Raw genomic sequence first — 12530 nt, forward strand, 5'->3', positions numbered from 1 at the left:
TCAGCCCTCAGCGAAGGGCGAGGTACGGCCCCAGCGCGACCAGCAGTGCCGCCAGCGCACGCTTCAGTCGAATCGCGTCGACCGAGTGGGCCACCCGCCAGCCCACGACCACCCCGACGAGTTCGGGGACGCCGACGAGCACCGCGAGTTCCGGCGAGACGGCCCCCCGGACCAGATAGCCCGCCGTGGCGAACGCCGCGATGAACACCGACTGCACCTGCGCGATGGCCACCGACTGGAGCATCGGCGCCCCGACGGCGACGAGGAGGGGGACGGCGAGGACGGGGCCGCCGACGCCGAGCAGACCGCTCAGGACGCCGACGCCGAACCCGAGCGTGCCGACGACTACCATCCCGGGCGTCGAACCGTCGGTCCCGCCCCCCGGCGAGACCCGCGAGCGCCACCAGACGAGGACCCCCGAGAGCGCCACGACGATGCCGAGGAGGACGCCGTAGCCCTCCGTCGAGACGAATCCATTGAGCCAGACGCCGACGAGGGCACCGACGATACCCGCGACGCTCAGGGCGACGGCCGCCCGCCGGCCCCACGGGTCGGCGAGTTCTCCCGAGCGTGCGTACGCGAGGGCACCGAGGACGCCCGTGGCGACGAACGTGGCGCTGGCCGTCCCGGCGACCGTCGCCGGGTCGGCACTCGTCAGCGCGTAGAGCGCGATGGTGACGAAGACGCCGCCCGGTCCGACGGCCGTGATGCCGACTCCCCCGAGGAGGGCGACGACGACCAGTACGACCGCGACGGGGGCGGGCGGCAGCGTCATCTAGAACCCGCCGCCGAGGATGGCGCTGAAGACGCCCTCGGCCGAGGAGACGGCGAGGTACACCGACAGCACGACCAGCAGGACGTTCGCCGCGTTCAGCCACCTGCCGTTCCGGTGTTCGCCCATCGTATCGCGGTCGTTGACCGCCCAGAACAACAGTGCGGCGGTGATGGGCAGGCCGACGACGCCGTTGTACGCCGGGAAGAGGATGATCATGTCCACCACGCTCAGGCCGAAGACGGCGTGGACCACCGGCGAGAGACTGCCGATGGCCACGAGCGCGACGTAGACGAGTTTGAAGCGCTTGTCGTCGGCGGAGACGTCCATCCCCATCGCCTGCGGAATCATGTACGCGGGCGTCCACATGATGGGGACGATGCTGTTGAACGCGGCGGCGAGTGCGCCGACGAGGAACAGCACGAGCGCCCACTCGCCGAGTATCTCCGCGAGCACCAGTCCGGGCGTGATGAACGTGTCCAGTTGCGTGACGCCCGCGGGTCGCAGGACGGCCGCGGTCGCCACGATGATGGCGATGGTCGTGATGCCGCCGACGATGTAGCCCACCGTCAGGTCACGGCGCATCGTGGGAATCGCCGACGCGTCCACCCAGCCCTTCTGGCGGACGAGGATGGACTCGAGGAAGAAGTTGGGCCACAGCGCGGTGGTCCCGAGGATGGCCGCCGCGAGCGTCAGCGCGCCCGGTCCCGGAATCGACGGGACCGCCCCGGCGACGATGCCGCCGATGTCGGGCGCGGAGATGCCGGCGACGAGGACGTACGCGACTAGCAGACCGATCATCATGCCGGTCATCAGCTTCTCGATCCAGTCGTAGCCGACGATGCCGACAACGATGGCGGCCGCGCCGGTGACGAGTGCGAGCGGTTGCCAGCCGACGGCCCCGCCGATGAGCACCTCGATGCCCTTGCCGACCGCCGCGGTCAGTTCCAGACACCACGCGACACACCCCACCGAGAGCAACACGGCGATACCCGTCGCCGGGCCGCGTCCCAGTTTCCGTCTGACGAACACCATCAGCGGTTCGCCGAAGATGCCGAGGCGGGCGCTCATGTCCTGGGCCATGAAGCCGAGCAGGACCGCCCCGCCGACCGCCCAGATGAGCGCGTAGCCGAACTGCACGCCCGCGGAACTCGCGATGAACACGGACCCCGAGCCGAAGTAGCTCGCGACCATGACGAACCCGAGTCCGTACTTCTCGAAGAACTCCGAGACCGATGCGACACCGAATCCCCGTGAGGAGGACGTGACGTTGTCTCCTACCATATGATAGATGAATCTCCGTAGTCGTGACGTCGCTCGCGTCGGCAGTCGTCTGCCGGTCGGGTCGGTTGGCGGGACCCGCCGCCGACCACAGTCACGTCGTTACCCACTCGTGGCTCCCGGATACGAGCCTAGCTTGCGAACTCTCCACCCCCCCTATCGGTCGATGACGAGGTCCTCGTCGCGTCGCGCGGCCCACACGTCGATGTAGTGCGCCCAGTACCCGGACAGCGGTTCGTAGCGGTCCGCCAGTCGGTCGAGTGCCTCGGCCGTCGGGTCGTCCCCGTGCCCGTAGAGGTCCCCGACGGTCGACCGGAGTTCGTACTCGTCGGCCGGGGGGCGTTCCATCCGACCGAACCCGCGGAGGGCGACGAACTCGGCCATCCGCGCGTCGAACCCCCAGAGGTCCTCCAGTCGGGAGACGAGTCGCGACGTCGGGAGCGTCGAGAGGGGTTCCTCGGCGAACGCCTCGGTGGCCGCGAGCACCGTCCGCGCCTTCGTCCCGTCCAGAAGCGATCCGACCGCCTCGCTGCGCGCGCGAACCATCTCCGGGGCGGGGAACAGCGCCAGCCTGTCCCCCCCGTCCCGGTCGACCATCCGCCCGCAGGCCGCGACGAGGTCGCGTTTCTGGGCCCGAGCTACCGTCGTCGGGGTCCGCTTCGAGAGCGCCGCCCACACCGCCGCCGCGTAGGGCGAGGGGAACCGGACCTGGTGGTACCCCCACAGTTCCTCGACGACCGGGCCGAACACGGCGTCCTCGTCTGCCGCGGCGTACAGCGGACCGAGGTCGTCGGCCAGCGAGAGGAACGCCCCGACGGCGTCCGCGACGATGCGCTCGTCGCCCGATGACTCCAGCCACTCTACCTCCCCGACGAGTCGGTTTCCGACCCCCTCCCGGACCGTGACGACGTACGGGTAGCCGTCGGCGTACCCGCCGGTGACGAGTCGGTCGTCCCGGCACCGGACGTCGTCCGCACAACACGGCGACCGCGCGAGGACGGCCAGCGACTGCCGGAGGTCGAACGGTTCTGTCGCCCGCAGTTCCATACTGTCACCCACACCGGGTCACAACTTAGGTCCTCGCCTCGGGGTTGGGGAGTCAGAAAATCGGGGAACCTGTGGGAGTCCCCACCCGCCGCCTTCAGTGAACCGCCTCGGGGTCAAGCCCCGAGGCACTCGCCTTGTCACTTCAGTAGAGGCCCTCCAGGTCCGCCTCGACGTGGCTGTGTTCGTCGGCGGGGAACGCCCCCGACTCGACGGCCTCGAGGTACGACTCGACCGCCCGCGTCATCTCCGCCCGGGCGTCCCCGAACTGTCGGGCGAACGGCGGCGTCCACGTCGAGAGACCCACGACGTCGTGGAAGACCAGTACCTGCCCGTCGCAGTCCGGGCCGGCCCCGATGCCGATGGTCGGGACGTCGAGTTCCTCGGTGAGCGCCGCCGCGAGGTTCGCGGGGACGTGTTCGAGGACGAGGGCGAACGCACCCGCCGCCTCGTGTGCGCCCGCGAGGTCGACAATCTCATCGGCGGCCGCCTCGGTGGTTCCCTGCCGGGTGTACCCGCCGAGTTGGTTCACCCGCTGTGGGGTGAGACCGAGATGGGCCATCACGGGGATGCCCAACTGGACCAGTCGCTCGGTCAGGGCGACGGTGTGCGGTCCCGATTCGAGTTTCACCGCGTCCGCGCCCGCCTCCTTCAGCATCCGCCCGCAGTTCCTGACGGACTCCGCCTCGTCGACGCCCACCGAGAGGAAGGGCATGTCGGCGACGACGAGTGCCTCGTCGACGCCCCGCGCCACGCTGGCGGTGTGACTCGCCATCTCGTCGACGGTGACGGGGAGCGTCGTCTCGTGGCCGAGGACGGCGTTCCCGAGGCTGTCGCCGACCAGAATCACGTCGACGCCTGCCTCGTCCACGAGGGCGGCGGTGGGCGCGTCGTAGGCGGTCAGCATCGTGATGGGGGCAGACCCCGCCTTCGCACGGAGGTCCGTGACAGAGGGCATAGTGACCGTCCAGCACACGTGGAGTAAACGCCACCGGTCCGCGCCCGTAACGAACGGTTCTTGCCCCCACCCGCCGAACCCCGGGTGTGCCGGACGTACAACGGACGGACCCCGACGGCGTGGACTTCGGGTGGGTGATGCAGACGACGTTCGTCCTCACCATCGTCGTCGGCGCGCCCGTCGTCGCCACCCTCTCGCTGTTCGGCCCGCCGCTCCCGACGTGGCCGGCCCGCGCCGAGTTCGCCGTCCGCGTCGGTGCAGTCGTCTGGATTCTCGTCGCCCTCGGCGTCTTCCTCTACGCGCGCTCCCGACAGGACCGCCCCTCGACGGACCCCGAGTGAGCGGGGACGCGGCCCGCACCGCCCGTGACCAGCGAGCGACGCTCCCTGCCCTAAAGCGAGTCGGTGTCGGTTCAGACGTACCGGAAGGCCGTTCCGGCCCGCTCGGCAGTCACCTCGTCGCGCTCGGAGTCGCCGACGAACAGCGTCCGCTCGGGGGCGACGCCGAGTTCCCGGACCGCCGCGAGCAGGGGTTCGGGGTCGGGTTTCTCCGTCCCAACCGAGTCCCGTCCGACGACGACGCTCACGGCCTCGGTCAGCCCGTGAGTCTCCAGCGCGATTCGACAGGCCGCCTCGCAGTTGAGCGAGCAGACGCCGACGGGCATCCCGTGTGGGACGCCGTCCGCGTGCGCCAGTCGCTCGGAGTTGCGCGCGCCCTCCGTCTCGTGGGCCGCGATGGCCTCCTCGACGGCCGCGCGGTGGCCCGTCTCGTCGCTCCGTTCGAGCATCTCCCAGAGGTCGCGGGGGGCGTCTACCCCCCGGGCTTCGAGCACCTCGCTGACGTCGCGTGCCACGGCGTCCCAGTCGACGGCGAGGCGCACCAGCGTCCCGTCGAGGTCGTAGACGACGGCGTCGTAGTCGTCGATTCGCATCACTCGCTCTACGGGCGAGCGAGTGAAAGCCTCCCGGGTCTACCGGATGATGCCCTCGACCAGTTCGACGAGTTCCGTGACGGGCGTCCCCGGCACGGCGGAGAGGAACAGCCCCTCCGTCTCCCGGACGACGCGGATGGCGACGAGGTTCACCATGTAGGTGACGAACGCGCGCGTCCCGCCCGACTCGATGAACAGGTCCTCGAACAGTTCGCGTTCGGTGAAATCGAGGTAGACGTACGCGTGGATGCCCGCGAAGTGCTCCTGCATCGCCCCCTCGTCGGGGTAGAGCGCGCGGATTACGTCCGCGACGTACAGCGTGTTGAATCCGTCGCGGTCGTACTCGACGACGACGAGGAGGTCGTCACCCAACGTCTCCCGGAGGACCTCCATCGCTCGGTTCGCGTCGAAACTCACGAGGGACGGTTCGTTGACCACCGGCATACGATAGCTACCGCAGGTACCGAGATAACAGTTCGTCGCAGAGGTTCGGCCCCGACCGACTGGTAGGAGAGTCAGTCGAGCAGTCCGCGCGCGATGACCGTCTTCTGAATCTGCGTCGTCCCCTCGTAGATGGTCGTTATCTTCGCGTCGCGGTAGAGGCGCTCCACGTCGAACTCGCTCGTGTAGCCGTACCCGCCGTGAAGCTGGATGGCCTCGTTGGTTACGTCCATCGCGCCCTCGCTGGCCACGCGCTTGGCCATGCTCGCGAAGTGCGCCGTGTCGGGGCTCCCCTCACCCTTCTTGCGGGCGGCCTCGCGCGTGAGCAGGCGACCCGACTGCGTCGTCGTCTCCATGTCAGCGAGTTTGTGGCGCACCGCCTGAATCTCGCCGATGGGCTGGCCGAACTGCTCGCGCTCCTTGACGTACTCGACGGTGCGGTCCAGTGCGTCCTGCGCGACGCCCACCGCCTGCGCCGCGATGCCGATGCGCCCGCCAGTGAGGATGGAGAGCGCCGCCGACAGCCCCCGCCCCTCCTCGGTGAGGCGGTTGCCCTCGGGGATGCGCACGCCGTCGAACGTGAGGCTCGTCGTGTCGCTGGCGCGCAGGCCCATCTTGTCCTCCTTCGGCCCGACGGTGAGGCCGTCGGCCTCGCCCGGGACGACGAACTGCGTTATGGCGTCCTCACCCGTCTTCGCGAAGACGATGTAGACACCCGCCCGCGAGCCGTTGGTGATCCACTGCTTGTCGCCGTCGATGACCCACTCGTCGCCGTCTCGCTCGGCGGTGGTGGTCATCTGCGCCGGGTTCGACCCCGCGCCGGGTTCCGAGAGGCAGAACGCGCCGACGGGCCGTCCCGAGACCATCTCCGGGAGCCACCGCTCTCTCTGCTCCTCGTCGCCGAACCCGGCGATGCAGGAGGTGGCGAGGCAGTGGACCGAGAGCGCCGTGGCGACGGCGAGGGTGCCGTACGCGACCTGTTCGTTGACGACGGCGTAGGTGACCGGGTCGGCGTCGAACCCGCCGTACTCCTCGGGGACGGTCATCCCCGTCAGGTCGAGGTCGGCGAGGCCGTCCCACACCTCCTCGGGGAAACGGGCCTCCTCGTCGCACTCGCGGGCGATTGGCTGTAACTCCTCGACCGCGAAGTCGCGGACGGCCTTCCGGATGGCCTCCTGCTCGCCGGACAGTTGCATGAGAGAGGGTTACGGGCCGGGTGCAAAAATTGCGCGCTTGTCGCCCCGTCCGCACCCCCGGGGACTACTCCCCGCGGAGGAACGCGACCACCTCGTCGTCGCTCGCACCGAGGCCACCGCCCTGCGCGACGGTCGGACTCCCGCCACCGCCGCCGCCGAACTCGTCCGTGACCGCCTCGACCACGTCCCCGGCGTCCGTCTCGCCGTCCGTCGCCACCGCGAGTGCGCCGTCGTCGACGAGAGCGACCACGCCCGCGCCGTCCCCCGCGAGTTCTCGGGCGCGGTCGGCGAGGGCGTTCGCGTCCAGCCCCTCGACGCGGCCGACCAGCCACGTCGCCCCGTCCCGGGTGACCGTCTCCTCCCGGAGTTCGGCGATGCGGGCGTCGACGAGTCGTCCGCGCAGGTCGGCCAGTTCCGAGGCGTACTCGTCGCGTTCGTCGCGCAGGCGGGCGACGGCGTCGGGTACGTCCGCGAGGTTCGTCCCGAGGTCGCGGGCCGCGGCAAGGGCGACGCCCTTCTCCTCGCCGCGGCGGTCGATGCCCGCCTCGCCGACGGCGAACTCGACGCGCGTGAGGCCCTCGCCGGGGTTCGAGCGCTCCAGGACCGTCACGGGACCGATTTCCCGCGTGTTCGAGACGTGCGTGCCGCCGCAGGCGGCCACGTCCCACGGGTCGGCGTCGGCGTCCGCCCCGGCGGCGGCCCCGACGGTCACCACGCGGACCGTCTCCGCGCCCAGTCCCTCCTCGGTCTTGGTGTTGAACGCGATGCCGTCCAGTTCGAGGGCCTCCGCCTTCGGGTACGTCTCCCACGAGACGGGTCGGGACTCCCAGACCGCCCGGTTGACGAGCCGCTCCAGTTCGATTAGCGTGTCGTCGTCGATGTCGGTGGGCGTCGTGAAGTCCACGCGGACCTTCCCGCGGACGCTCGCGGGGCCGCCGTCGCCCGGGACGGGATCGGCGCCGATGCCGAACCCGCCGTAGCCGAGGTCGTCCAGCAGTCGGCGGCCCGCGCCGTAGAGGACGTGACTCGCCGTGTGCGCCCGCATGCAGTAGGTGCGAAACCGCTGGTCGACGGCGCAGGCCACGGTCGAACCGGGGTCGACCTCGCTCGCGTCCGCGTCGGGAGCGAGCGTGTGGACCACCCGGTCGTCGCGGTACTGGACGTCGACGACGGGGACGCCGCCGAGGACGCCCCGGTCGGCGGGTTGGCCGCCGCCCTCGGGGTAGAAGTAAGTCGTGTCGAGGACCACCTCGCGGCCCTCCCGCGTCTCGACGGTGGCGTCGAAGTCGGTCCGCTCCGGCTCTACCGCGGCGCGCGATGGCATACCACGAGCGTCGGCGGGCGGCCGGAAAGGTCGTTCGGGTTCGGCGACCCGTGACTACTCGTCGGCGAGTTCGACGTTCAGTCGCTCCTCCAGCGCGGTGATGAGTGACCCGCCGACGCCGGCGCTGGTCGCCCGGCCCTGTTCGACGGCGAGGACGTCGGCCTCGCGGACGCCGAGTTCGCCCGCCAGGTCGCCCGTGCTGAGGCCCGCGTCCTCGCGCGCCTCGGCGAGTCGGTCGCCGTAGCCCTTCACGAGGTACGGGAGCGGGTCGTCCTCGTAGTCGCCGCCCTCGACCCAGCGGTCGGCGTCGCCCTTGCGGGCGTCGTCGAGGCGGGCCTGCGCGCGGACGGCTCTGAGCTTCCGGTCGCGTTCCTCGCTGTGCTCGTCGTCCTGTCGGGAGCGACGCTCCCCGCCGCCGCCACCGCCGCCCTCGGCGTGTCGTCGGCACTCCGAACAGACCAGCAGCCGCGCCCCGGCCACGTTCGCTTCCTCCAGCGAGCGCCCCTCCGCACCGCAGAGTTCGCAGGAGTCGCTCTCGCCGGAGCTGACGCCGCCGGTCGAGTACTTCGCCATACCCGTCGTACCGTACCGCGAGTATTTCAAACGTCCGCATGGTGACGTGTCGTCCCCGCCACGCCGCCACCCTCGTGTGGAACCGTCTCACTGCGGAGCGAAACGGAAGGGCTTTTAATAGCCCGCGGGGTACATTGGAGTGCGTACGACACAGCGTGCGTGGGTAGCCAAGCCAGGCCAACGGCGCAGCGTTGAGGGCGCTGTCCTGTAGAGGTCCGCCGGTTCAAATCCGGTCCCACGCACTGACGGCGGCACACCCGCCGTTCACGTGCAGGTGCTGATTAGGACAGCACCCACGCATCATCCTTCACGAAGCCACCATCGACGAGCGATAGCTCCGTGCCACGTCGCACCCGGGGTCCGCCGGTGAGCAATCGGCTCGCCGATTGCGAACGTCGTCGCGAGCGAGCGCGAGCAACCGAGGTTCAAATCCGGTCCCACGTCGTTCACTGCGGGTGTCGCTAGGACAGCACCCGTACATCGTCCTTCGCGACGTACCGACCCGGGAGCGACGGGTCCTCCGCAGTCTCCGGGTCCGGGGGCGGTCCACTCAGCCGTCGGGACGGACGACGGCGTCGAACAGCGGCCCGAACACCGACACCGTCCGGTCGCTCACCGCCTCGGGCGCGAGGCGGACGTAGGTGTCGACGCCCGCCGCCTCGAACTGACCGAGGAGGACGTTCAGGAACCGGTAGGCAGTCCGCTCGTCGACGTACTGGAGGAGGACGGTCAGCGAGTCGAAGATGGCGACGTCGCGTTCGTCGACGGAGCGGTCCGACACGAACGTCCCGGCGTGGATTCCCATCCCCGTCAGGTCCTCCGGGGATGTGACCGTCTCCACCGACGCGTCCGCGGCGGCGACCCCGCCCGCCCGTCGTGGTCGGAGGTGAGAACCAGCGTTCTAGTAAATTCACTAACTTTGATATCATTGCCAATCATGACACTAAACCCACCATATCTGTAAAAAGCGCTGACCCAAATTGGGGCCGCGGGGCAGGAGGGGCGGCTCGGTCCCCTCCCGGTCGGAGCGGATGGGCCGACGACCGAACCGACGGGGCGAAGCGACAGGCCGATACCCCCGACGACCCTGTCCCCGGTATGGAACGCATCGTCCGGCGGAACGTCCCCGCGCTGACGGGCGTGTTGTCCGTCGTCTCGCTGGCGCTCGTCTTCGGGGCCGTCCTCGGCTACGTCCCCACCGAGTCCCTGCCCCGCTCCGAGGGGTTCATCGCCCTCATCCCGCACATCAACGCCGTCGTCAGCGCCCTCGCAATCGGCACTCTCCTGTTCGGGTGGCGCTCGATTCGCCGGGGGGCGGTCGACCGCCACCGCGCGGCGATGCTGGCGACGTTCGGCCTGTTCGTCGTCTTCCTCGCGCTCTACCTCTACCGAGTGAGCATCGAGGGACCGAGCGACTTCCCCGGCCCCGCGACGGTCTACCAGTTCGTCTACCTGCCGGTGCTCGCGATTCACGTCCTGCTGGCTATCGTCTGCATCCCGCTGCTGTACTACGTCCTCCTCTTGGCGGCGACGCACACTCCCGCCGAACTCCCGGCGACGAACCACAAGCGCGTGGGCCGCGTGGCCGCCTCCCTGTGGCTCGTGTCGTTCACGCTCGGCATCGTCGTCTACGCGATGCTGTATCTGGTGCACTGACGACGCGGTTATCCCCCGAGGTGACGTCGCAGTCACACGTGAGCACACCGAGGGGCGTTGCGACTGCGGACCTGGAGTTGAGCGACGACTGGTACGAGGACGACCCGTCGGTTGCGTTCCGCGACAACTTCCCGTTGACCCACGGGGTCCCGGGTGCAACCGACATCGCGTCGACCGCCCAGACCGTCGTCTACGCGGAAATCGACCCCGGGAAGGCCCTCGGAACGCACATCGATAGTACCGAGGAACTCGTCGTCGTCCTCGACGGCGACGGCGAACTGACGGTCGCCGGCGAATCGGAACCCCTCTCGCGCGGCGGCCTGGCGCTCGTCCCCCCGATGGCTCCGCACGGCATCAGGAACGTGAGGCGGGAGGTCACACGCTTCGTCGCCGTCTTCCCGACGACCGACGTCACCACGACGTTCGACCGGCCGCTCCAGCCGTACGGCCAGCAGGTGTTCGCGACGGGGAATCCGGCGGCCTGAGCGGTCCCTGCGGGGAAGTGAGAACGCTTTTGCGTCGTCTGTCCGAGAGTCACCACATGGCAAACGACTGGCCCCACGACCCCGACTCCGACGAGGGGAGCGAGGGGATGCGGAAGTACGGTCTGGCCGTCCTCGCGAAGAAGATAAACGAGGAGGAGGACTTCCCGCTGAAGAAGGCCGACTACGTCGAGGAGTTCGGCGACCACCCCGTCCGCCTCAACTACGAGGAGGTCGTGAGCGTCCGCGACATCTTCGAGCACGTCGACCAGGAGGAGTTCGAGGACTTCCCGGACTTCCACGGCGCGGTCGGGCGGGCGATGCGGGAGGCCGGCCTCTGGGAGTTCCAGCCCGAGAAAGGCAGCCGGGCCTGAGTTCCCCGGACGGACCTGTCCTCTGCGGGCAATACCTACTTGTCCCGCGGTGTGTAACAGGTACCCATGGTACTTCGGCACGACCAGAACGCCCTCCCCGAGACGGTCGTCGACGAACTGCTCGCGGAGCCACGGCGACGGCTCCTCCTAGGGGTGCTCTACGACCGGGGTGAGCGGATGAGCGTGGCCGACCTCGGCCGCGAACTCGCCGTGGCGGGGACCGACCCGACGCCCGACGGTCGCCGCGAGATGCGCCGCGCCATCCGCGAGGACGACCTCCCGAAACTGCTGGCGACGGACGTGGTGCGCTACGACTCGACGCTCGACGCCGTCTCCCTCTCCGGCGCCGCCCGGCAGTTCGAGGACCGACTGACGGAACTCGCCCGCGAGTTGCGCTGACCGATCCGACTCAGGAGTGGTCCGTCACCGCGTCGTCCAGTTCGAACGTGACGCTCCGGAGTCGCGGGGCGAACGCCTCGTTGTCCGCCATGAACCGTTCGAGGTCCGCCAGCGTCAGCGTGCGATTCGACCCCGTCGCGGAGGTAGCGTCGAGCGTGAACCGGCGGGGGCGTTTCCGTGTCGTGGATGACATACGAGGAGACATCCCACCCGCGGCGATACCGCTTCCGTCTACGATAGTCGCTGGTCCGTGGTGACAGTTCACGTCGGCTCACCGATAGCACGGAGCGTCGAAAACCCGAAGAGGCATAGCGAGGGGCCGACTACCGCCCGCTGTGACGAACACGCAGGTCACCCTCGTCCAGATCGACAACTACGGGCCGTGGACGGTGACCCCCGAGCCGAGACGGGAGGTCGACCTCCAGACGCTCCAGTCGCGCCTCTACGCCGACCTCTCCCAGTTGTTCGGCAACCGCGAGGGGTACGTCTTCTTCACCCGCTTCGACAACATGATCGCCGTCACGAACGGTCTCGACCGTGACGCACACGCGCTCGTTCAGGAGTCCGTGCGCAATCGCTATCCGGTGACGGTCAGTCTCTCGACGGCGGTGGGGCCGAACCCCGCCGAGGCCCTCGGCGTCGCGACCGACCAGTTACAGGACGCCGGGAGCGCACAGGACGGGTCCCGCCGCGAGATTCTCCGGGGGGCCACCCTCGCGGAGGCCGACCGGACCGACGAGGACGTCCAACTCGCGCACTTCGACGTCAACGACGCGACGGGCAAGTACACCGACCGCCTCAACGAGTTCGACACGTTCATCCGCATCGAACAGGGCTACGCCGAACTGATGCGGTACATGCGACAGGCCCACGACGCCCTCTCGTTCTTCGTCGGGGGCGACAACATCATCGCGGTCTGTCCCGCCCTCGGCACCGGGGAGTACCAGGACGCCATCGACCACGTCCAGGAGACGGTGAACGTGGAGTTGAAGGTCGGCGTCGGGCACGCCCGGACCGCACAGAACGCCGGGATGGCCGCCAAGCACGCTCTCGAAGACTGCCGGGAGGACGGCACGAGCGTCGAACTCGGCTGGTAACC

At 69.5% G+C, this 12530-nt stretch carries 16 protein-coding genes, 1 tRNA gene and 1 pseudogene; 7 read left to right on the forward strand and 11 right to left on the reverse strand.

All coding sequences use genetic code 11. The features are described from left to right. Nucleotides 1-7: 7 nt before the first annotated feature. The 4 genes from NKG96_RS11980 to panB all read right to left on the reverse strand — a co-directional run bounded on the left by NKG96_RS11980 (nt 8) and on the right by panB (nt 4055). On the reverse strand, nt 8-775 hold the full coding sequence (locus NKG96_RS11980; RefSeq protein WP_254535184.1) for a sulfite exporter TauE/SafE family protein: 768 nt from the start codon (nt 773-775) through the stop codon (nt 8-10). Then, nucleotides 776-2056 (reverse strand): NRAMP family divalent metal transporter, encoded by a 1281-nt coding sequence (locus tag NKG96_RS11985; protein ID WP_254535185.1) that lies wholly within the window; start codon nt 2054-2056, stop codon nt 776-778. Nucleotides 2057-2209: 153 nt separating this feature from the next. Continuing rightward, on the reverse strand, nt 2210-3100 hold the full coding sequence (locus tag NKG96_RS11990; protein WP_254535186.1) for a DNA-3-methyladenine glycosylase family protein: 891 nt from the start codon (nt 3098-3100) through the stop codon (nt 2210-2212). Between the two features lie 142 nt (nt 3101-3242). Next, on the reverse strand, nt 3243-4055 hold the full coding sequence (gene panB / locus NKG96_RS11995; RefSeq protein ID WP_254535187.1) for a 3-methyl-2-oxobutanoate hydroxymethyltransferase: 813 nt from the start codon (nt 4053-4055) through the stop codon (nt 3243-3245). Nucleotides 4056-4192: 137 nt separating this feature from the next. Between panB and NKG96_RS12000 the strand changes: the two genes are divergently transcribed. Further along, on the forward strand, nt 4193-4396 hold the full coding sequence (locus NKG96_RS12000) for a DUF5822 domain-containing protein (RefSeq protein ID WP_438267420.1): 204 nt from the start codon (nt 4193-4195) through the stop codon (nt 4394-4396). 71 nt (nt 4397-4467) lie between these two features. Here the strand turns inward: NKG96_RS12000 and NKG96_RS12005 are convergent, their stop codons facing one another. The 5 genes from NKG96_RS12005 to NKG96_RS12025 all read right to left on the reverse strand — a co-directional run bounded on the left by NKG96_RS12005 (nt 4468) and on the right by NKG96_RS12025 (nt 8520). Further along, nucleotides 4468-4980, reverse strand: a complete 513-nt coding sequence (locus NKG96_RS12005) for an HAD family hydrolase (RefSeq protein WP_368409311.1) — start codon at nt 4978-4980, stop codon at nt 4468-4470. 45 nt (nt 4981-5025) lie between these two features. Then, nucleotides 5026-5430, reverse strand: coding sequence for a DUF7522 family protein (locus NKG96_RS12010; protein ID WP_254535190.1), 405 nt, complete (start codon nt 5428-5430; stop codon nt 5026-5028). Nucleotides 5431-5501: 71 nt separating this feature from the next. After that, on the reverse strand, nt 5502-6623 hold the full coding sequence (locus tag NKG96_RS12015; protein ID WP_254535191.1) for an acyl-CoA dehydrogenase family protein: 1122 nt from the start codon (nt 6621-6623) through the stop codon (nt 5502-5504). 64 nt (nt 6624-6687) lie between these two features. Then, nucleotides 6688-7947, reverse strand: a complete 1260-nt coding sequence (locus NKG96_RS12020; protein ID WP_254535192.1) for an alanine--tRNA ligase-related protein — start codon at nt 7945-7947, stop codon at nt 6688-6690. Nucleotides 7948-8001: 54 nt separating this feature from the next. Then, a complete protein-coding gene (locus NKG96_RS12025) occupies nt 8002-8520 on the reverse strand; it encodes a helix-turn-helix domain-containing protein (protein WP_254535193.1) in 519 nt (172 codons plus the stop codon). A gap of 157 nt (nt 8521-8677) precedes the next feature. Here NKG96_RS12025 and NKG96_RS12030 point away from each other — a divergent pair. Then, nucleotides 8678-8762: transfer RNA gene (locus NKG96_RS12030), tRNA-Leu, on the forward strand. Nucleotides 8763-9070: 308 nt separating this feature from the next. Here the strand turns inward: NKG96_RS12030 and NKG96_RS12035 are convergent. After that, nucleotides 9071-9379 (reverse strand): annotated as a pseudogene (locus tag NKG96_RS12035) (DUF7504 family protein); the annotation flags it as partial. Nucleotides 9380-9618: 239 nt separating this feature from the next. Between NKG96_RS12035 and NKG96_RS12040 the strand changes: the two are divergent. The 4 genes from NKG96_RS12040 to NKG96_RS12055 all read left to right on the forward strand — a co-directional run bounded on the left by NKG96_RS12040 (nt 9619) and on the right by NKG96_RS12055 (nt 11431). Then, nucleotides 9619-10176 (forward strand): DUF420 domain-containing protein, encoded by a 558-nt coding sequence (locus tag NKG96_RS12040; RefSeq protein ID WP_254535195.1) that lies wholly within the window; start codon nt 9619-9621, stop codon nt 10174-10176. 38 nt (nt 10177-10214) lie between these two features. Next, the gene (locus NKG96_RS12045) at nt 10215-10661 is read left to right on the forward strand and encodes a cupin domain-containing protein (RefSeq protein WP_254535196.1); all 447 of its coding nucleotides are present in this window, start codon (nt 10215-10217) and stop codon (nt 10659-10661) included. A 56-nt stretch (nt 10662-10717) separates the two neighbouring features. Further along, nucleotides 10718-11032 carry a DUF5785 family protein gene (locus NKG96_RS12050; protein WP_254535197.1) on the forward strand — a complete coding sequence of 105 codons (315 nt, stop codon included), beginning with the start codon at nt 10718-10720 and terminating at the stop codon, nt 11030-11032. A gap of 66 nt (nt 11033-11098) precedes the next feature. Next, entirely contained in the window at nt 11099-11431 is a 333-nt protein-coding gene (locus NKG96_RS12055) for a DUF7344 domain-containing protein (RefSeq protein ID WP_254535198.1), read from the forward strand. Nucleotides 11432-11441: 10 nt separating this feature from the next. On the opposite strand, the gene NKG96_RS12060 is transcribed toward NKG96_RS12055, so the two are convergent. After that, complete coding sequence (locus NKG96_RS12060; protein WP_254535199.1) at nt 11442-11624, reverse strand: hypothetical protein; 183 nt, start codon at nt 11622-11624, stop codon at nt 11442-11444. Nucleotides 11625-11766: 142 nt separating this feature from the next. Here NKG96_RS12060 and NKG96_RS12065 point away from each other — a divergent pair, with 142 nt between their 5' ends. Next, on the forward strand, nt 11767-12528 hold the full coding sequence (locus tag NKG96_RS12065; RefSeq protein ID WP_254535200.1) for a GTP cyclohydrolase III: 762 nt from the start codon (nt 11767-11769) through the stop codon (nt 12526-12528). Nucleotides 12529-12530 lie beyond the last annotated feature (2 nt).

This window comes from Halomarina litorea, assembly GCF_024227715.1.
GTDB lineage: Archaea > Halobacteriota > Halobacteria > Halobacteriales > Haloarculaceae > Halomarina > Halomarina litorea.